At 36.4% G+C, this 20,394-nt stretch carries 14 protein-coding genes and 2 pseudogenes; 6 read left to right on the top strand and 10 right to left on the bottom strand.

The window, feature by feature from the left end; all coding sequences use genetic code 11:
• From hypE to M0P98_05325, 10 genes and pseudogenes are all read right to left on the bottom strand, one after another.
• The coding region (gene hypE / locus M0P98_05280) for a hydrogenase expression/formation protein HypE (GenBank protein MCK9266277.1) at window positions 1-1,001 on the bottom strand (1,001 nt) is incomplete at its 3' end.
• Between the two features lies 1 nt (window position 1,002).
• The gene (hypD, locus tag M0P98_05285) at window positions 1,003-2,103 is read right to left on the bottom strand and encodes a hydrogenase formation protein HypD (protein ID MCK9266278.1); all 1,101 of its coding nucleotides are present in this window, start codon (window positions 2,101-2,103) and stop codon (window positions 1,003-1,005) included.
• A gap of 160 nt (window positions 2,104-2,263) precedes the next feature.
• Window positions 2,264-3,310: a beta-lactamase family protein gene (locus M0P98_05290; protein ID MCK9266279.1), complete on the bottom strand. Its 1,047-nt coding sequence runs from the start codon at window positions 3,308-3,310 to the stop codon at window positions 2,264-2,266.
• 179 nt (window positions 3,311-3,489) lie between these two features.
• Complete coding sequence (locus tag M0P98_05295; protein ID MCK9266280.1) at window positions 3,490-6,567, bottom strand: hypothetical protein; 3,078 nt, start codon at window positions 6,565-6,567, stop codon at window positions 3,490-3,492.
• A gap of 95 nt (window positions 6,568-6,662) precedes the next feature.
• On the bottom strand, window positions 6,663-6,875 hold the full coding sequence (locus M0P98_05300; GenBank protein ID MCK9266281.1) for a HypC/HybG/HupF family hydrogenase formation chaperone: 213 nt from the start codon (window positions 6,873-6,875) through the stop codon (window positions 6,663-6,665).
• A 61-nt stretch (window positions 6,876-6,936) separates the two neighbouring features.
• Window positions 6,937-11,457, bottom strand: coding sequence for a hypothetical protein (locus M0P98_05305; GenBank protein ID MCK9266282.1), 4,521 nt, complete (start codon window positions 11,455-11,457; stop codon window positions 6,937-6,939).
• Window positions 11,458-11,629: 172 nt separating this feature from the next.
• Complete coding sequence (locus M0P98_05310) at window positions 11,630-12,190, bottom strand: hypothetical protein (GenBank protein MCK9266283.1); 561 nt, start codon at window positions 12,188-12,190, stop codon at window positions 11,630-11,632.
• A gap of 39 nt (window positions 12,191-12,229) precedes the next feature.
• Window positions 12,230-12,313: pseudogene (locus M0P98_05315) on the bottom strand (prepilin-type N-terminal cleavage/methylation domain-containing protein).
• A gap of 34 nt (window positions 12,314-12,347) precedes the next feature.
• The gene (locus M0P98_05320) at window positions 12,348-13,016 is read right to left on the bottom strand and encodes a DUF1559 domain-containing protein (GenBank protein MCK9266284.1); all 669 of its coding nucleotides are present in this window, start codon (window positions 13,014-13,016) and stop codon (window positions 12,348-12,350) included.
• Window positions 13,002-13,085: pseudogene (locus M0P98_05325) on the bottom strand (prepilin-type N-terminal cleavage/methylation domain-containing protein). The gene M0P98_05320 and the pseudogene M0P98_05325 overlap by 15 nt, the downstream one beginning before the upstream one ends.
• A 380-nt stretch (window positions 13,086-13,465) precedes the next feature.
• Here M0P98_05325 and gyrB point away from each other — a divergent pair.
• The 6 genes from gyrB (at window position 13,466) to lgt (ending at window position 20,375) form a co-directional block, all read left to right on the top strand.
• Window positions 13,466-15,835, top strand: a complete 2,370-nt coding sequence (gene gyrB / locus M0P98_05330; protein MCK9266285.1) for a DNA topoisomerase (ATP-hydrolyzing) subunit B — start codon at window positions 13,466-13,468, stop codon at window positions 15,833-15,835.
• 65 nt (window positions 15,836-15,900) lie between these two features.
• Window positions 15,901-18,342, top strand: coding sequence for a DNA gyrase subunit A (gene gyrA / locus M0P98_05335; protein MCK9266286.1), 2,442 nt, complete (start codon window positions 15,901-15,903; stop codon window positions 18,340-18,342).
• Entirely contained in the window at window positions 18,329-18,742 is a 414-nt protein-coding gene (locus M0P98_05340) for an archease (protein MCK9266287.1), read from the top strand. The genes gyrA and M0P98_05340 overlap by 14 nt, the downstream gene beginning before the upstream one ends.
• An 11-nt stretch (window positions 18,743-18,753) precedes the next feature.
• A complete protein-coding gene (locus M0P98_05345) occupies window positions 18,754-19,107 on the top strand; it encodes a TraR/DksA family transcriptional regulator (GenBank protein MCK9266288.1) in 354 nt (117 codons plus the stop codon).
• On the top strand, window positions 19,097-19,579 hold the full coding sequence (lspA, locus tag M0P98_05350; GenBank protein MCK9266289.1) for a signal peptidase II: 483 nt from the start codon (window positions 19,097-19,099) through the stop codon (window positions 19,577-19,579). The genes M0P98_05345 and lspA overlap by 11 nt, the downstream gene beginning before the upstream one ends.
• Window positions 19,551-20,375 carry a prolipoprotein diacylglyceryl transferase gene (gene lgt, locus M0P98_05355; protein MCK9266290.1) on the top strand — a complete coding sequence of 275 codons (825 nt, stop codon included), beginning with the start codon at window positions 19,551-19,553 and terminating at the stop codon, window positions 20,373-20,375. Before lspA ends, lgt begins: the two co-directional genes overlap by 29 nt.
• Window positions 20,376-20,394: the final 19 nt, after the last annotated feature.

Here is a 20,394-nt window from a genome sequence, read left to right on the forward strand (position 1 = left end):
AGTTGTCCCCCTGAAAGCATTGGTAACATTCTGCTGCCTCCAGAAATTGTTTTTATGGCCACCTTACCTTTGGGTTCTTCTGTAACCTCGCCGATAATTTTTGAATCTTTACCATATTTTTCTTTTTTCATTAGAGAAAGTATACTTAGTGACGCCTTTTCTTTACAAATAATAAGCACTTTACCTTCGTTAGCAAGATATAGTGGGTCAAATCCAAGAATTTCACACAGAGCCATCACTTGCTTTTTCACAGGAATTTCTTTCTCATAAAGAAGTATTCCGTAAGACATATTATCTGATATTTCGTTTAAAGTAGTTGCTACACCTCCACGAGTTGGGTCTCTCATAAATTTTATATCGTTAATATGTTTCTCCGTAACTACTTGAACCAGAGCGTTAAGAGGAGCACAATCACTTTTTATATTTGATTCTACATCAAACTCTTTACGGGCAAGAAGAACTGAAAGTTCGTGTTCACCTATACTACCGTTTATAATTATTTTATCACCACATTCTAATTTATTTCTCTCAAAACATATATTTTTTTTTGATATACCTATCCCAGAGGTATTTATAAAAAGTTTATCTATTTTCCCCTTTTCAACTACCTTGAAATCCCCTGTAACTATTTCTACTCCTGCCTGTGTAGATGTTTTTGACATAGACTCAATAATTCTATTTAGTTCTTCTATTTCAAATCCTTCCTCAACAATTATTCCACAAGAGATAAAGAGCGGTTCTGCACCCATTACAGAGATATCGTTGACTGTACCACAGATTGATAGTTTACCTATATTTCCACCGGGAAAAAAGAGCGGGTTTACAGTATAAGAATCGGTAGTAAAACTTAGATCATATTTTTCGCTTATATTGTTTAATACTGCTGAATCGTCAAGTCTTTTCAATGTATTACTCTTAAAATGTTTCAAAAAAACATCTTTTATAAGAGAGTTCATCAACCTTCCACCACTACCATACGAAAGAAGAATCTTTTTATCCATTTCAGTTTAGTTTTTCGTACATATAAAAAGAGGCACAGGTTCCCTCTGAAGATACCATACAAGGTCCAACAGGATGTTGAGGTGTACATTTTTTAGCAAACAATTTACACTCAATAGGAGTTTTTACACCTTTTAAAATACTGCCACATATACAGTCTTTATCTTCTTTAGGTTTTTTGATTTTTATTGTGAACCTCTTTTCTGGGTCAAAATCAATATACTCTTTTTTTAAGGAAAGCCCACTTTTAGGAATAACCCCTAACCCTCGCCATTCTGAGTTTGTTTCTGTAAAAACTTCCGAAATAAGAGATATGGCTTTAGGGTTCCCGTTTATTTTTACAACCCTTATATACTGATTTTTAACACACGGTTTTTCTTTACCTGCAATGCTTGCAACAAGCATCAAAATTGACTGCAAAATATCTGTTGGTTCAAATCCGCTAACAACAGAAGGAATACTATATTTAGTAGAAATTTTCTTATATATGTGACTACCTGTAATAGCACTTACGTGTCCAGGACATAAAAAACCATCTATTTTTACTTCTCCAGAATCAAGAATAAACTCCATTGCAGGTAGAATAAGTTTGTGACCTGATAATATATACAGATTTTTTATTTTTAACCGTTTGGATTCTTTTAATGTGGCAGCAACAATCGGAGAGGTTGTTTCAAAACCAACACCAAGGAAAAGAATGTTTTTGTTAGGGTATTTTTCTGCAAGAGGTATACATTCAAAAGGTGAGTAGACGACTTTTATGTTATTGTTTTTAGAATTTTCTTTTTCAAGAGTAGAAAATGAACCGGGAACTCTTAGAATATCTCCAAAAGTTGCAACAAGGACGTTTGGTTGCAAAGCAAGAGTCATAGCAATATCAAAGTACCTGTTGGAAGTTACACATACAGGGCAACCTGGTCCAGATAGAAGGTTTACTGAACTGGGTAACAACCCTCGTATACCGTACCTACCTATTGACATTGTGTGAGTGCCACACACTTCCATAAGATTTATCTGTTTTGAAAGTTTTTTAGATTGTATATGTATCTCTTTTACCAATTGTTGAATATTAGCATTGTTCCTAAATTCTGATACATATTTCATACGTTAATCCTTAAAACTTTATCTTCTCCTCCCTCAGAGGTACTCGGTACAAAGCCCAAGGGTGGAAAGCAAAGAGCAAAAGTCCCCCTCACCATTTTATCCTCCTACGTTACAGTTTCGGTTGACAAGTTCCTCTATTTACAAAGCAAACCATAATAAACTACCTTAAACAGTCAAGAATTGTTGGCACAAAGGCATTTTTTGCTATAAAAGGTCTTTTGGCATATCCATTAATTTTGGTCATAACCACTCCATACTCAGGTATTAACAGACAAAACTGACCTCCATTACCACCCATATTCCAGACCTCTGTCTCAGCACCTCTTGTAGTCCACCAACTCAACCCATAACCCACATTCATTAGATATTTTTGTGTTCTAGGCTGATTTTCAAACCATTTGCCTAAACGCCACTCTTTAACTTCAAAAGGTATATCTGTAAGGCTCTCTTTAACAAATTCTTCAGCAAGCACCCTTTTGTCTTTCCACATACCTTTATTTAGATACAAAAGCCCAACCCTTGCTAAATCCCTTGCTGACCATTGAGTTCCCCAAGCGCCTATATTAACAGGCACTTCTTCTCCTTTTGCAGTTACTATCTTTTCAATACTATAACCTTGAATCGGAGCCATTTTTCCTACCCACCATCTAAACTTATCTTCTATTTCTAAAGTGCTTAATACCTTCTCTTGTATTACATCGCTGAGTGTTCTTTCGTAAAGGTAGGTTAAAGCAGAAGCAAGAGCATTTGATTGGGAGTTGGTATAGTGGTGTTCCTTACCCGGCTCCATATTGCCAGGGTCAAAATAGCTTAACTGGGCAACAAAAGCACCTCCAGAAGATATTCCTGAGGTCATAGTAGCAAGATGCCTAAATGTTATCTTATCAGTATAGGGACCGTTTTCAAAATCGGGCCAATAATCTTTCACAAATACATCAATGTTAGGAATTAAGCCATCTTGAACAGCCAGTCCCAACATCATACTGGTAATAGATTTTGTACAGGACTGAATTTCTACGGTTCGCTCAGACGGACCTGCGTAGTTCCATTCAACAAGAAAACGCCCGTTAAGTATAAGCGCACCGTTTGCCTCTGCCTGCTTCATATTTTCATCCATATCTTGTAATGCTTTCTTTGTAAAACCGAACTCTTCGGGGTCTCCTTTAATCCAAGTTTTTCCAGGAAATATCATCTCTTCTGTAGACATATCCACTCCTATATTTGAGTTGTTTTGGCTAATCTAATATTTGTAACACTAACTTTTTGATTTTACTTTTCTTATGCATACAAAAGAGGGATTGCCACGTTGAGAAATCCCACGGGGGTACTCGGGATAAACCCTTCACCGTTCATCCTTCTATAGTTTCATACCTTGTTAAAAATATATTATTTAATTCTAACAGGTAAAGGTTCAGAACCAGCAGAACTATTATCCCAGTTATCTATTGCTGTTACCTTATAATAATATACCCTACCCGGCTCAAGCACACAATCAACAAAGACTGGTTCTGAAACGCTTCCTGCTAATGTTGAAGGACCTATATCAAACTTTGGTGTTTCTGAACGATAGATATTATAATATCTCACGCCTTGGGCAGATTGAGATTCATTCCAAAGAAGTTTAAAGTAAGGTGCCTTAACCTTTCTACCACCCCAACTAAGGTCTTTACCCTCCACCACCATACCTTCCGTTTTTAATCCAGACGGAACACTTGGAGGTGTTGATGGCTGATTACTTTTACCTGAAGGCACAAAACCCCTATCATTTGTTACAAGAATGTTATCGAGAGATATTCTTGTATCTCCTGTTTCAAATGTTATTATATGTTCCCCTTTTGTCATAGATACTACACCTGTATCAATAGGTACCCACTTCCATTCGTACCCTTTTACAGGTATCTTACCTACTTGTCTGCCATCTATTTTTACAACAAAACTTCCACTGCCAATTTCACCCGTCTGTTTCCAACCAGTTGTAAAGGTTTCACACTCCAACTGCGACATTCCTCTAACACGTCCCATAAGTTTTGTGGACCCTTTCACAGGCACATTTACTTTTATTGATACATTGCCTTTTAACCCTTTACTTAACCCCTCTTTGTATACCATTTCAGGGTCGGTAATTCCAACGGCGTACGAATCGCTTGCGTGTTTAGGCTCAAAAAAAGGCACCATTGGTCTGTTTATATCCCCTAATTCTGCTTCGTAATAATGTCTATACCTCTTATTTGTGCCAAACTGTACTTCATTAGAAAACCTTCTACTCTCCAACCCTGAATGTTCAACACTTGTCATAACATAAAACCCTTTAGATACAGTAGAGAAAGTATAAGTTTCACCTTGTATGGGTTCTTTATTAATTTTTGAGTAACCTCTACCGCTTTCAGTAGAAGAGTATAGGTTGTACCCTTTAATCTCATCGTGGTAATGAGGTTTTTCCCAAGAGAGAGACTTACCTTTTATTTTAAGGTTTTCTGGTGGCATAGGATACCGAACTATCGCTACATAAGTATCCCCTAACGGGTAATCAGGGTGTTCAACTGTAAGCATTGAAGAAGCGTATATAACCTTTGTATAGTCAGGACTTGGATTGGGGTGGGACCATATAAGGCGCGCTAACCCCCTACCGCTACCACGTTTGCCTGGAGTTTCCAACCTTGCTGATGCGGCTGCTCTTTCAGCTAAATCTACGGAGTTTTTTGCGGCTACTGTCCACATAGTATCGTGTTTAAGGTCTATCATTATAAAAGGAACGGTTGGAGCAATTTTTGACCAAGCGAAAGCGTAATCATTATCTCTCTTAAACTCGTGCGGCCAACTAACGTGGTCAACATCTGGGAAAGAACCTATATACCTCACCTTCCTATCATAAGGCGAATTAACGCTAATAGTGTTCCAAAAATTACTGTGCATACCAAGGGCATTCATATTTAAAAGTGTTCCATCTTCAAGGAGCAATACAGCGTTATCTCCAGAGCGGTGTGAACCACCTGCAAGATTCCACCAGTTACCCCCTTGCCAGTAATCAGACATCTTTACATCTTGCCAAGTAAGTTGTTCTACATCTGGTGTTGACACAACTTTTAATAGCCCCTTATTATTATCTAAAGTTAAAGGTAGAGCCCATACTTGATACGGGTTTTCATCTGTAAAATGGTTGTTACGGTTGAGTTCAAAAAGAAAATATCTCATCCCAGATTTATCTGTAGCGTTTATCCAGTTTTTACCAGACTTGCCCCACGCTGAGTTCATTGCGTATGATGCTGTTCCTCTGGTTCCAGAAGGGTATATAACATCGTTTTCAGGTTTGTTTGAAATGCTTTTTATCTTAAATGCTTGAAATTTATTGCCTTCTATATCTGATACTCCTATCTGTTTTTTATCATCGGACCTCCAAACAAGCGTTTCTTGGGTGATAAATTTAAGTTTTGGACCTCTACCACCGTTTTCTGAAGGTGTCTGAATAATCTGCCAGTTAGGTTTAACAGGAAATGTTATTTTATGGGTTGCGCCCGTCTCGAGGTTTAAAAATTTTTCTTCTTTATAGTTTCTGCTAACACATATCCAATCATAAGGGTTGCTACCAGCAGGAAGTCTCTTTACTTCCCAAGGGAAAAGCCACATTATTCTGCTTGCCCAACTGCCTGGTTTACCTCTCAATGGGTTCATATAATGAAAAGTCCCATCTGTTTTGACTATATCCCCTGGAACCCTATGCCCAGCATGAAGGAATTTTCCTTCATTACTAAAATCTTGGCTACCTGCATAAGAAAGGTTTGTCTGCCCGCCTTGTGTCATCAACCACAATTCAGTGCCAATAAGAGAATCTTTAAATATAACCTTCCCAGGCCTATCAGGTCGGGTTATCTCTTTTAAAAGGTCAAGGTCATGACTACTGCTTTTAGTAAGTGTTGTTGCCCAATTATCAGGTAAAACTGTGTCTCCAAGACGTACTATCTCCATCTCTTTTATTTGGACTATCGCTTTATGAGGGGCGGGGTCTTGATAAACTCTTGCTATACCTACTTTAAACTGTTTATTTTCTTTACCTTCAACATAAAAAGGTAAAACAACCTCTTTAAATTCATCAGAAACACCTAAAGCCAAAGTAAATATAATAGTGCCTCCAGCATAAGGAAATTTGTCAAGATAAAGTTTTGGTGCAAAAGAGTTAGATTTTGCTACTGCTCTCAAGATGTAACGACCGGGGGTAAGTTCTACAACGTTTGAAAAACCACGCCAATTTGTATCAAGAGAAAATGTGGCAATACCTTCTTTCTCATCATAAGAAAAGTTGGTAAACGTTCCTCCACGAGAACCTTGCCAATCAACAGGAGAATTGTTTTTTATTTTAGAAAAATCGAGTTTTATACGAGAATCTTCACTGGCTTCAATAGATATTACAGACAAAGATATACAAACCAAAAGAAAAAATCCAACAAAAACACTATAATAGAACCTCATCTTTCCTCCTATATTCCTTTCTTATCTACCGTTTTGTGGCGTTATAAAGCCTCCTTATCCCGAAGTATTCGTGGCAGGGGCCTTATTGTTTAAGATTAAAAAGTAAGTTTAGCCAACAAGTTTAAAGTCTCTTGTGCATATTTTTTGTCAAGTTTTTCAATAGCGCATCCTGCATGTACAATAATATAATCGCCTTCTTTTAAAGAAGATACAAGTTCTATATTTACCTCTTTCCTCAACCCTCCAAACTCCGCAATAGCCTTATTTTCATATATCTTTAAAACCTTCATAGGTACTGCTAAACACATTTATTCTAACCCCTTATCTTTTTACTGTAAGTATTCATCTCAAACTACAATAAGTTTGCCCTTACTTTGCTTCCAAGGCCCCTTCTGTTTGAGCAGATACTCCTTTAAGGTTTCCATTAAACAAGAAAAGCGCTCTTGTGTTTTCATCAAGCTCTGGTGCTTTTTTAGAAGGAGTAAAATCACTATTATATCTTACAATATCAGAGATTCTTAACGTATCCATTGTCCCGTCAAAAGGACCTAATACAACATCTTTACGTTTTGTAGACGGTTTTAATGTTTCTTTATCTTTGGGTTGCCTTAAAAACCTTACTTGGAGGCGGTTACGATATTCGTTCATACATTTACCGTTTACAAATATCGAAAATTCCCATTGTATATCACCAGAAGCAGGAGTACGTAATTCCTTGGGACCTCCAAGAGCCAAAAGAGAGGTCTTACTTCTAATATATCTAACTGCAAGTATGTTATCGCCTTTCTTTAAATCAACATTGACTGTATGGTTCCATATAGAAAACGGATAATGTACATTAGAAGTTTCTGTTGTATCAAGTACAAGTTCCCCATTCACCCAAGCCTGCATCCACCAGTCAGCTCCCATTCCCAAAGTAACTTTCTGTGCCCTTGGAGATTTAAGGTTCAAGAAAATATATGCTGTTTTTTCTTGAAACTCTCCTTTAAGAATACCCGGAAAATCATACCTTGTCTGTCTAACAACCTTATCATTTTTCTTAAGAGTTTTTCCTGCCACCACTATCTCTTCGGGGTAGGAATTAAGAACTTCTTTAGGCAAAATGGGGTCGTTCTTATCAACGGGACCAAATATCCTCCAAACAACTGGCCAAGTGAGGTTTCCTTCTATTTTTTCTACTGAAGATACTTTTTCTGGCTCAGCAAAAGCCCAAGTGTAGGCAATATGATTCCATTCCCCTTTTTTAAAAATATACCTTTCTTCTTTACCAACCATAGATTTACGATGTATAAATCTTGGATCAAGTTTCTCTTTTGAGAGTTCTCCAAGAAGTTCAAGAATAACGTCGCTATAAAAGAATTTATCTCTAAACCTTATACCGTATCTATATCCAAGATGTGCGTGAGGTCCTGTTAAAAACGATTTTACCCTAAAAGAATCTCCTCTACCTAAAATTATATCCTGAATTGACCAGTCAGGTTTATACCAGAATTCTACTGTACCTTGAAGCCCTGGGAAGAAAGAGTATCCCCCCATAGACAGTTCTTGCCCTGCAGGAAAAGATACAGATTTTTTGTCTGATAGTCTTAACCCTTTACCATCTATTCCTTCAACAAACTCTAAATCATTCTTTGATTCAGAGGTAGAAACAACAGACACTTTTTGGGTAGGTATTCCTGTTACTTGTTCAGACAACCTGTTAGGAGAACCAAACGCAACAACAGGTTCAATGTTTAGCAACTGAGTGTAAACAAGACCAGCACCGTCTGTCCCCGCAGATGATATTTTATGGGCACTCCAAATACCGTTTCTACCTCTTACTGGAATACTAAGTTTTCCAGTATTTTTATTCTCACCTCCAACAACAACTGTCCCGTCTGGAGCTTTTATTATCTGTGGCCTGTTCACAAATATCTCAAGAGTTTCAAGACCTTTAGGCACCCTAAAATAGAACGGAGCGTTCTCTCCAAGTCTTCCTGCTTCCATCTGCCCTGTAACCGCCCAACCGTCTCCCTCTACTTCTGTTGCTGTCCAGTACCCTTCGGGACAATATAGAGAAACCTTATCAGAGGTAGAATCAAGAACTGTAAAAGATTCGTTCCCTCCAAAAGAAAGAAGATAAAGACCTTCATCAATGGTTGTAGGAACTGTCACTTTAACCCAATATTGGAATTCTGCTTCGTCGTCTCTATACATTGGTCTTGCGGCTTTCGCACTTAAAATCCGTGGTACCAATATCCTCTGTTCAAACTCTGTCTTAAATTCGCTTAAAGATTTTGGTTGAAGAGATGGATAAGAAAATAGTTCTGTGTTTATTTTACCGCCCGGCGATGTTACAACGTGGATATTAAAGATTGTTTCTCTACCTTTCTTATGTTCAAAAAGTATTTTAGCATTATTAGCCTGAGCACCTTTTACCAAAACAGGCCAATTTTCTCCTTGCCACCCTTTATCTTTTAAAAACTTTAAAGCCGCAGGTACTGCTAAAAAAGGATGAGAATGAGAAGCTATTCCATAATTTGGCATAGTTCGCCACTTACCAGGGTCAGTGGGCATTGTTTTTAGTTGTTCTTCAAGAGTCCGAAAAGAAGAACCAAAACCGCTTCTTAAGGTTTGGGCAGCAACTTTAAGATAATTTTCATCACCAGTCAACTGGTAGGCTATAGGGTAAGCAAAAGCGGCTATACTTTGGTAAGTCTGTGCGTGAGGGTTTCTATTGTAAAAATATCTATGGTTAAGTAATTTTAAAAACGCTTGTTTGCCAAGTTCATCGCCTGTTTCAGTGTAATACATATATAGATCAACAACGTGTCTCTGATCTTTATACATAGTACATCCATAATCAGAATATTTTTTAGCAACACCTGTCTGTTCTTTTATATCAATAAAAATATCTGCAAGTTCTTTTGCTTTTTTTGCAAAAAACTCATCTCCTGTCAACATATAAAGAACCACAAACTTTCGTATTGTTAGAAAACTGTGGGTATCTCTAATATTGGTTGCATCTTTCAAACTCCACTTCTTTTTGAAAGTATCACCTATAAGCATAGTTATATCTTTAGATCTCTCATCCCCCGTTAAATAATACTCGAGAGGCCAATGCCCAATATCATTTGGCATCATATCATACATCTTGTAGGTGTTACCCCAATAATGTGGCAAACTTTTTATGGGTGCTTTCTGCCAGGTAAACATTCCTTTAGGTTTGTCTGGAGCATCCCAATGTATAAGAGCGTAATCTCCCGTAATTCGGTTATATCGGTGGGCATAATTAAAATACTTTCTTTCTCCACTTCGAGCAAAAAGGTACCAGGCGTGTCTTTGTAAAAAATAACAGTTCATATTACCGTAAGAAGTAAAAGAAGATATCCATTGACCGCCTCTATTAAAATAACCAATATAAGGGCTATGTCCCCAATTTATGTACCCGTTCATTGGGAACAGTACATTGGGAAGCAATAACCTATCCCAACAATCCGATATATATAACTCTTCGTTAGGAAATTTTGTAATATCTTTATGGTACATAGGTACGCCAAGAGCCTCGGTTTCACACAACCATTCAGGGTCTGCAATAACAAGAGGTGTTCTTGCGGCAGCAACAGCAACCTTTTTTACAACTGCCTCTTGATAGTTTCCCTTTAAAGGTAAGAACCATATATCGTGAGTACCAGCAGAACCTTGGGCATTACTAGGAATTTTTGCAAGTCTTGCTTTACCAGGACTACCTCGTCCTTTATCAGCCCAACCTTGCCAATATTCTTTAGCAAGAGTTTCTGAACGAAAATCGAGTTCTCTACCGCTACGGTTTGACCATAAGACAGCCCTTGCGCCCCGCGCACCAAAAGATATTTCTTTAGGGAACCTTTCTGCTAACCAAGGCATTACCAAAGTTATACCAAAATTGTTATATTCCCCAAAAGCCCAATCACCTGCAACTTTCATCTCTTCGAGAGTTGTATTTTTTCGGTTTGAGAAACTTCCTATTACAGCTTTAGAATCTCGTTCAATAAAATGAGGATACTGGTCTTGAAGCATATATATTTCAGAATCTTTTGCTGAAACTTTTCTAACAATCTCTTTGCCTATTGCACCTGTTGCACAGTAGACATTATCAGGAGATGTGGGAGTCTTAAATTCCAAACCATAATCTTTAACCCAAATCTTGTTTGTATCTTCTGTCAATATCAAGGAATGAGTAATCTTTATATAAGGAACCCCTGCAGAAAAGTAGAACCAGACATCTGCTCTCGCAACCTTCACTCCAGATTGGGTTACATACCAACCTGAACGTTTAATAACAAACCGGTTAGGACCATCTTTAAGCACAGAGTTGGTAACCTCTGCAGATTCTCCTGCCACTCTTGCTTCTATTCCTGAGTTAGTAACAAGGTATGCACCTAAACCAGAATTGCTTAATATCTGAATCCTCTCTCCGCCGGATGTAAGCCAACCTTCTTCTGGAAGGAGTTTGTCTTTTTCAAACCTATACTCTGCAACCCCTGTATTAACAGTAAATCCACCATTGGCTTGCTCTGTTACTTTCAAAGGGTTAGGATAATCCCTTCTTTTGACTTCCTGACCGTATTCAACCCTATAATTTCCTTGTGGTGAAGATGTAAAACCAGCCAATGCCCACCTAACAGTTCCGTCCATCCAAGTAGCCGATATATCCACCTGAGAAGGTATTTCTGTATCTCCACTCATTATCCTTACTGCAGATATATCTTTAAGTTCCCCTTTTGGAAAGGATATACTTGCAACAAGAGGCCAAGAGGAATTTAGGTTAGATATATCATTTATTTTTAAACCAAATTCATTTGCCCTGCTTATGTTACCTAAAAGGAAAAAAAAGACCACAATAACCCAATAAGATTTTTTAATCTTCACAAGTTTTCCTCCTTATATGACGTCAACTAAATTGATTGCTCTTTTACCTTACAGTCATAATTTAAAGTGTTATAGAAATTTATTATACTAACAATTTTATCTATTATCTCTTTTTTTTAAAGCAACAAGATTAAAAATACCCTATTGGTCACCTTACAACAATTACTACTTGCTACTTTAAATGTAATGATTTGTAATTATAGTTCTTATCAAAATAGAAGATTTCGTTGAATTTTGCTGAAGTATCAATAACAAAAGTGTTTGTTGCTTCAATAAACCGTGATTGTGTGGCACTTTCAACGTGCCCATCAAGAAAAAGAAGGTTTACATTTCCATTATGCCTAAAATGAATTCTTCCGGGACTTGTGCTTGAGTCTGCATAATTTGCAATACGATACTGTTGTCTATAATATGTATCAGTAGAGGCTACATTGGCTAAACTATCCGCAAATATCCAGAAATCAGATATCGCATATCCTGCCATCTCAAATTTTTTACCATTATAAATAGTGTTCGAATCAGCAATTGTTGGAGGTAAATAAGTTTTTCTTGCACCGTAGGTGGCATACGGTTTTGAAGAATCGTATTTATAAGGTTTTTCAGCAGGACACACTATCACATCAGTAGATATATAAGGCCTGTAGCAACTATCATAAAGAAAACTGGGCCAATAACTATCATAATCCTGCATATACATAGCAACCCCTATGCCAATCTGTTTTAAGTTGTTCATACAAGCAGTACTTTTTGCTCTTGCTCTGGCTTTAGAAAGAGCTGGTAGAAGCATTGCGGCAAGTATTGCTATTATTGCTATTACCACCAACAACTCTATCAGTGTAAAACCTCTCTTTTTCATTTTTTCTCATCTCCAATTTTATTAAAATTGTTACCTAATACTCTTTGTAAGGGTCTCTCAAGGTATATGGTCTGCTTAGGGGGTTTGTTTGACGACAGTTAGGAAAATCTTTAACGTCTAAATACCTATATGGCCCACCACGCAAATACGTAGAAGCCCATTTTGCGTGGCCTCCAACATAAAGAACGTTCAGACCAAACCAGTCGTGATTTTCTCTAAGTTCTCCCATTCTAAGATGTTGATTACTTACAGTCCATGCGTTATAACCATCTTTTCTATCTGCCATTATGGCTGTATCTGGATGTGTCTGTATAGAAAGACCGTAAGCATAAGCGTATGAACAGGTAGAAGTGGTAATTGAACCTGGTCTAGCAGTTGATGGTTTCTGGGATGTACTTGGGCAAACAAAAAGGTTACAGTCTGTTATATAGGCAGGGGTTTCTAACGCAGGGCTGGAACTACCAGTTTGAGCGTTTGTTGGGACCGTCTGCCCTGTAAGTAAAGCTAATGACCTGTTAGTTTTGGAAGCTGCTCGAGCGGCTTCGTCTGCAAAATCCATATCTTCTCTTGGCTCAAGAAGAGGAAACCATCCACCCCAGTCCTGTGCATAAATATGGAGAACAAGACCAAGTTGTTTAAGGTTGGCAAGACAAACACCTCGTCTTGCAGTCTCTCTTGCTTTGGCTAAAGCAGGTAGAAGCATTGCGGCAAGTATTGCTATTATTGCTATAACTACTAACAACTCTATTAAGGTAAAACCCTTTTTTTTCATTTATTTCACCCCCTTTACCTGTTTGACTGTTTTTTCAAGAAAACTACTATATTACATATTCATCTTACATTCTATATATGGTTATAAAAACCTAGTTTTTGCTATTATTTTACTCCCTCCTTACAAATATTGTCAAATATTTTAGAACCCCTTAATACAATGGGTTTTAGGGAGAAAAACACTATAAAAAAGAAAGAATATTTAAAAAAAAGAGCCTACACTGGCAAGGAAGTTTTTATATCAATTTTTAAATAACAATTTTAGTATATATAAATTGACATTTACAATAAAATAGTGTACTATATTGATTTGACACAATAACACCGCACGATTTACTAAAATAGAAAAATATTGTGCGATAATGAACGGAGAAGAAGAAAATGGCTATAAATGAACAGAAATATGATGCGACTACTATACAGGTTCTTGGCGGAATAGAAGCTGTCAGGAAAAGACCTGCTATGTATATTGGAGATACTTCTATATCTGGCCTTCACCATCTTGTCTATGAGGTTATGGATAATAGTATAGATGAGTCTATGGCAGGTTTTTGTGATGAAATACTAATAACCGTACATACAGACAATAGCGTTACAGTATCTGATAATGGTAGAGGTATTCCAGTAGATATACATAAAACAGAAAATAGACCAGCAGTAGAAGTTATTATGACGGTTTTACATGCTGGAGGTAAGTTTGACAAAAAAGCTTATAGGGTTTCAGGTGGTTTGCACGGAGTTGGTGTTTCTGTTGTAAACGCTCTTTCCGAATGGTTTGAGGTAGAAGTTAAAAGAAACGGAGAAGTATATCACCAAAGGTATGAAAAAGGTAAACCAGTCACTGCTCTTACTGTTATTGGAAAAACAAAAACAACAGGCACTAAAATCACTTTTAAACCAGATGAAGATATATTTGAAACATTTGAATTTGACGACACTATTCTTACCGGAAGATTTAGAGAACTTGCCTTTTTGAATGCAGGTATTAAGATTAATTTTGAAGATGAGAGGAAAGAAGTAAAAGAAGATTTTCATTATGAAGGTGGTCTTATCTCTTTTGTAGAATATCTGAACCGTAACAAAAAAATTCTTTTTAATTCTCCCTTATATTTTAAGAAATCCGAAGAGGATATAGAGGTAGAGGTTTCTTTTCAATATAACGATGGGTATAGCGAAACGGTACTATCTTTTGCTAACAATGTGAACACAAAAGAAGGAGGAACCCATATTACAGGGTTTAGAGGTGGCATCACGAGAGCTATTAATGAGTACGGCAAAAACAACGGTTTTCTTAATGACAAATCTCTTGCTGGTGAAGATATAAGAGAAGGGCTTGTTGCTGTAGTTAGCGTTAAACTTGCAGAACCTCAGTTTGAAGGGCAGACCAAAACAAAACTTGGAAACTCTAAAATTAGGTTCCTTGTAGAAAGTATAACCTCTCAACAGGTTTTTACTTTTCTTGAAGAAAACCCTGAACCTGCAAGAGAAATAATCAATAAATGTGTCTCAACCGCAAGAGCAAGAGAAGCAGCAAGAAAAGCCCGTGAACTTACAAGAAAAAAACTTTCTGAAACCGGCGCCCTACCTGGAAAACTTGCTGACTGTACTATAAAAGAGCCCGACAAAAGAGAAATCTTTATAGTTGAAGGAGATTCTGCTGGAGGAAGTGCTAAGCAGGGACGTGACAGGTTTTTTCAGGCAATACTTCCGCTTAGAGGTAAAATTATCAATACCGAAAAAGCGCCTCTCGAGAAAGTCTTAAATAACGAAGAAGTCAAAATGATGATAAGTGCAATAGGTGGCGGAGTGGGAGAAGATTTTGATATAACAAAAACAAGGTATAACAGAATCATTATTATGGCTGACGCAGACGTAGACGGGGCACATATAAGAACCCTTCTTTTGACATTCTTTTACAGACAAATGTTAGATCTTATAAAACATGGGTATATATATATTGCTCAACCTCCTCTCTATAAAATTAAGAAAGGTAGGAAAGAGGTTTATATAGATACAGAAAATGATATGGATAAAACTCTTGTTCAGTTTGCAAAAGATAACGTTTCTCTTAAAATCAAACAAGGTGATCAACTGTTGGATAGCAATAACCATTTTTCAAGTCTTGCAACTTTAAGCAAAAAACTTAATGAGATTAAGAAAAGTTTGGAAAACAAAGAATTAGAGATAGAAGATGTGTTTGACTATAGAAAAGAGCATAATAAAACTCCCATCTACTGGATAATATATGAAGACAAGAAACGACTTTTTGCAACAGACAAAGAACTATCTGATTTTTTACGGGAGCAAGGTAAAGAAGAGATAGACCTATTTTCTACTGAGGAGAGAGATTATAAACTTGTTGAACTTTATGAAGCAAGAGATATAGAAAAAATTTTAACTAAACTTGAAGAGTATGGCATAAAACTTGAATCTACTTACGATAAAATATTTGCTCTTGAAGAAGGTGAAAACAAAATCGAATATTACAATTTTCCCGACCTTTATGAAACAATTAAGGCAAAAGGTAAAAAAGGGCTTTCGATTCAAAGATATAAAGGGCTTGGAGAAATGAACCCTTCACAGTTGTGGGAAACAACAATGGACCCAGAAACCCGTAGAATGAAAAGAGTTGTGCTTGAGGATGCTGCAAAAGCAGAAGAGATTTTTACAGTTCTTATGGGTGATGCAGTAGAACCAAGACGAGATTTTATAGAAAGGTATGCTAAAGAAGTAAAAAATCTTGATATTTAGATTTAGGATTTTACAAAGATATTTGCGTTAAAACATTACGCATATTAAAAAGGATGGAAAAAAGAATGGCAGACGAAGGAAAAATAGTACCTATTGGCGTAGAAGATGAAATGAAAAGTTCCTATATAGATTACGCTATGAGCGTAATTGTAGGAAGAGCTTTACCTGACGTAAGAGATGGGTTAAAACCTGTACACAGAAGAATCCTTTATGGGATGATGGAACTTGGAATAGAACCAGGTAAAGCCCACAAAAAATCTGCAAGAATTGTTGGTGAAGTAATGGGAAAATATCACCCTCATGGTGATGCAGCTATATATGAATCTATAGCAAGAATGACCCAGACCTTCTCGCTCAGATACCCTCTTATTGACGGGCAAGGAAACTTTGGTTCTATAGATGGAGACCCTCCAGCTGCAATGAGGTATACAGAAGCAAGATTTAAACAAATTTCTATGGACATTCTTTCTGATATAGAGAAAGATACAATAGATTTTATGCCTAACTTTGATGATTCTCTTATGGAACCTTTGGTATTGCCAAGTAAAGTGCCCAACCTTCTAATAAACGGTTCTTCTGGTATTGCTGTAGGAATGGCTACAAACATTCCGCCACATAATTTAAATGAAGTAGTAGCAGCCTTAATGGAACTTATAGATAATCCTGATATAACCATCGAAGAGATAATGGAAGTTTTACCTGGTCCAGATTTTCCAACAGGAGCCTCTATATGCGGAAGAGAAAGTATAAGACAAGCTTATACAACAGGTAAAGGAATTCTCACAATACGCGGAAAGGTTGACGTAGAGGAGAACAAAAAGAGAGAATCTATTATTATAACAGAGATACCTTATGAGGTTAACAAAGCAAATCTTGTATCTCAAATAGCTCGCCTTTCTTCTGAAAACAAGATAAGCGGTATAAGTGAAGTAAGAGACGAATCAGATAAATCAGGTATGAGAATAGTTTTAGAAATCAAAAGAGGCGAAAACGCAGATATTATAATCAACCAACTATACAAGTTTACTCAACTTCAGACATCATACGGTATCATTAACCTCGCTTTATCTAACCATCAGCCAAAACTTCTTAACATAAAAGAGATGTTACAACTATTTCTTGACCATCGTAAAGAGATAGTTTTGCGAAGGGCTGCTTTTGAATTAAGAAAAGCTGAAGATAGGTACCATATAATATGTGGACTTATAATTGCTCTCGATAACCTTGATGAGGTTATAAAAATAATTAGAGAATCTCATACAGTAGAAGAGGCAAGAACAACCCTTGTAGCTACATTCAAAATGAGCGACAAACAATCTCAGGCAGTTCTTGCTATGCCTTTATCAAGATTGGTTGGACTTGAAAGGGTTAAAATACTTAAAGAACAAGAAGAGTTACAGAAAACAATAGCAGAGTTGAAAGAAATATTGGCAAGCCCTGAAAAGGTTAAACAAATTATTAAAAATGAACTGAACGACATAAAAGATAGGTTCGGAGACGAAAGAAGAACAGAAATAACTGGTTCAATTGAGGATTTTGATGAACTTGACCTTATACAACCAGAAGATATCATTGTTACTGTTTCTTTGGAAGGGTATATAAAGAGAACTTCTTTAGAACTTTATAGACGCCAAAGAAGAGGTGGAAAAGGGTTTATTGGAGTTAAAACTAAAGAAGAAGATTACGTTAAACACCTTTTTGTCTGTTCTACTACAGACACTATCCTTTTCTTTACTGAAACAGGTCAAGTGCACTGGCTAAAAGGATATCTAATACCTGATGCAGGAAAAAATGCTAAAGGAAAGCCAATAGTGAACCTTTTAACCATTGATACAAAAGAGAGGATATCGGCTGTAATACCTGTTAAAGAGTTTTCAGAAGATAGTTACCTTCTAATGATAACCCAAAAGGGGATAGTTAAAAAAACTATTCTAAACCTATATAGCAGACCAAGAAGAGGTGGCATAAGAGGTATAAACTTAAGAGATGGTGACAGGCTTATTGAAGTACGTGCAACAGATGGTAAGCAAGATATACTGTTAAGCACAAAACACGGATTAAGCATAAGATTCTCAGAAAAAGAAGTAAAACCTGTCGGAAGAAATTCTATAGGGGTTATTGGTATAAGGTTCAAAAAGAAAGAAGACGAAGTTGTGGGCTGTGGAGTTTTTGCTCCTACTGATAAAGAAAGGTCATTGTTTACCGTATGTTCAAAAGGTTATGGAAAAAGAACTATGATCTACAATTACCGCAAACAACACAGAGGCGGTACAGGTATCATAGATATAAAAACAGGCGGTAGAAACGGGTATGTTATAGGAATAAAATCCGTTAAACCAAAAGATGAACTCATTTTAATTACTAAAGGTGGAGTAACTATTAGGATGACTGCTGATGATGCAAGAACGGTCAGCAGAAACACACAAGGTGTTCGGCTTATAAAACTTGCTAAGGGAGATGTAATAATGGACTTAGCCCTTGTATCAAAAGAAGATGAAGAAATTTGAGATTCTCAGTCATACAGCAGACATAAAAGCAACCGTTTATGGTGAGAATATTGAAACTCTTTTTGAAAACAGTTCTGAAGCGCTCTCTTTTATAACAGGTTTTCAATATTCTGATACAAAAGAGGAGACCATAAGAATAAAAATTTCTGCTGATAATTTAGAAGACCTGTTGGTAAAATTTCTTAATGAACTTATATATTACGCAGAGGTTAAAAGAAAAGCCGGCAAGGTGTCTGTCAAGAAAATTTATACACTAAAGAAAGAAAATGTTCTTGTATGTAAAATAGAAGGTAGAAGTGTAAGTGGTCAGGAAAAAGAGATTAAAGCAGCAACTTATCATAATCTTAAAATAGAAAAACAAACTGATATGTTTGCCGCATCAATTATCTTTGATGTTTAGGAGGACTAATTATGCTAAAAAAAGAGAAAGAGTTTTATAAAAAACTTCTTGACAGAGAGAAAGAACGTATCTGTAAAAACTTAGGTCATTCAAGAGAAATGCTTACAAAAGGGGAGAAAGGTATTCCTACGCATTTAGCCGACTACGGAACTGATGAGTTTGGAAAAGGGCTTGAAATAAACCTTTCTGATGCTGAACAGAAAACCCTAAACAGTATTAGAGAATCATTACAAAAACTTGAAAACAACACCTTTGGTATATGCGATGAATGCGGAAAAAAGATTGCTAAAACAAGGCTCAAAGCTCTACCTTACGCTAAACTCTGTATCGCCTGCCAGCGAGAGAAAGAAAAAAGTGGAGAATAAGAGCCTTAATTTTTTTTATGTGACATCTGCTGTTGCTTTTGCTTTAGACCAAATTTCAAAGTTTATTATAATAAATTTACTTGAGCACGGTGCTATTTCATTTGATATATTTAGATATTTTTCACTTACACTTGTGAGAAATACAGGTATATGTTTTGGTATGTTGAGCAGATGCAATCTGAAATATTTTATTGTTGGCACTTCTTTAGTGATAGCAACTCTTATTTTAATATACCTTCTTAAACAGAAAGAAAAAACCATTAAACTTCAGATTGCTTTTGGGATGATTGAAGGCGGAATTTTAGGTAATATGACCGATAGAATAAGAGTAAATTCAGTTATAGATTTTATTAACCTACATATTTGGCCAGTATTCAATTTAGCTGACACATTTATTGTTACGGGTGTATGCTTAATTTTACTGGAACAGATTAAGGAGAAAGATGTACCCCGAATTTCTCACAATAGGTAGTTTTGTTATTTATTGGTATGGAGTAATGGTAGCAATTGGAGTTTTTATAAGCAGTTTAATATTCCAAAAACTTGCCCGTCAGAATAATTATACACAAGATACTATATCAAATATAATCTTTTTTTCGGTATTATGGGGAATAATAGGGGGACGAGTTCTACATATTCTTGTACATTTCCACTATTATTATAGAAACCTTCTCGAGATAGTTTCAATAAGAAACGGCGGTTTGGCAGCAGAAGGGGCTATTATTTCTGCTATTATTTTTCTATTTCTATACTCTAAAATCAAAAACTTTAATCTACGCAAAACCCTTGACCTGATATCAGTTCCAGTCCCTCTTGCACAGGCTTTAGGAAGAGTCGGCTGTTTTTTAAACGGGTGTTGTTGGGGGAAACCGTCTGAACTACCGTGGGCAGTTAAATTCCCTCACCTGTTAACTAAGGTTCATCCTACACAATTATATTATACAGTATGTCACCTTTTTCTATTTGCTCTTCTTTTGTGCCTAAATAAGCGAAAACTTAAAGAGGGTACAGTTTTTAGTGCATATATAATGGGGTTTGCCTTCATTAGGTACACAATAGATAAATTTAGAGGAGATCTACTTGAAACCAGCCTTGGGTTATACCCTACTCAAATAATTGCTATTTTCCTTTTTACTGCAGGTCTATTCTGGTTTTTATCAATAACTAAAGATGACCCTGAACTAACAACATTGGAAGAAAACCTGTTAGACAAAGATTTCTTGCCAAACGATAAAGACGAAGAAAAAAGAGAAGATGACAATACCTAATATATAAGTTATATTAAAA

It is taken from the genome of bacterium, assembly GCA_023230585.1.
Taxonomy (GTDB): Bacteria; Ratteibacteria; UBA8468; order B48-G9; family JAFGKM01; genus JALNXB01.

What these genes read in the sequence shown, in the direction of transcription:
- M0P98_05340 (MCK9266287.1), top strand. Translation starts at nt 18,329, where the DNA reads ATGAAGAAATTTGAGATTCTCAGTCATACAGCAGACATAAAAGCAACC.
- M0P98_05295 (MCK9266280.1), bottom strand. Translation starts at nt 6,567, where the DNA reads ATGAGGTTCTATTATAGTGTTTTTGTTGGATTTTTTCTTTTGGTTTGT.
- hypD (MCK9266278.1), bottom strand. Translation starts at nt 2,103, where the DNA reads ATGAAATATGTATCAGAATTTAGGAACAATGCTAATATTCAACAATTG.
- M0P98_05320 (MCK9266284.1), bottom strand. Translation starts at nt 13,016, where the DNA reads ATGCTTCTACCTGCTTTAGCCAAAGCAAGAGAGACTGCAAGACGAGGT.
- gyrA (MCK9266286.1), top strand. Translation starts at nt 15,901, where the DNA reads ATGGCAGACGAAGGAAAAATAGTACCTATTGGCGTAGAAGATGAAATG.
- gyrB (MCK9266285.1), top strand. Translation starts at nt 13,466, where the DNA reads ATGGCTATAAATGAACAGAAATATGATGCGACTACTATACAGGTTCTT.
- lgt (MCK9266290.1), top strand. Translation starts at nt 19,551, where the DNA reads ATGTACCCCGAATTTCTCACAATAGGTAGTTTTGTTATTTATTGGTAT.
- M0P98_05300 (MCK9266281.1), bottom strand. Translation starts at nt 6,875, where the DNA reads ATGTGTTTAGCAGTACCTATGAAGGTTTTAAAGATATATGAAAATAAG.
- M0P98_05290 (MCK9266279.1), bottom strand. Translation starts at nt 3,310, where the DNA reads ATGTCTACAGAAGAGATGATATTTCCTGGAAAAACTTGGATTAAAGGA.
- M0P98_05345 (MCK9266288.1), top strand. Translation starts at nt 18,754, where the DNA reads ATGCTAAAAAAAGAGAAAGAGTTTTATAAAAAACTTCTTGACAGAGAG.
- M0P98_05310 (MCK9266283.1), bottom strand. Translation starts at nt 12,190, where the DNA reads ATGAACAACTTAAAACAGATTGGCATAGGGGTTGCTATGTATATGCAG.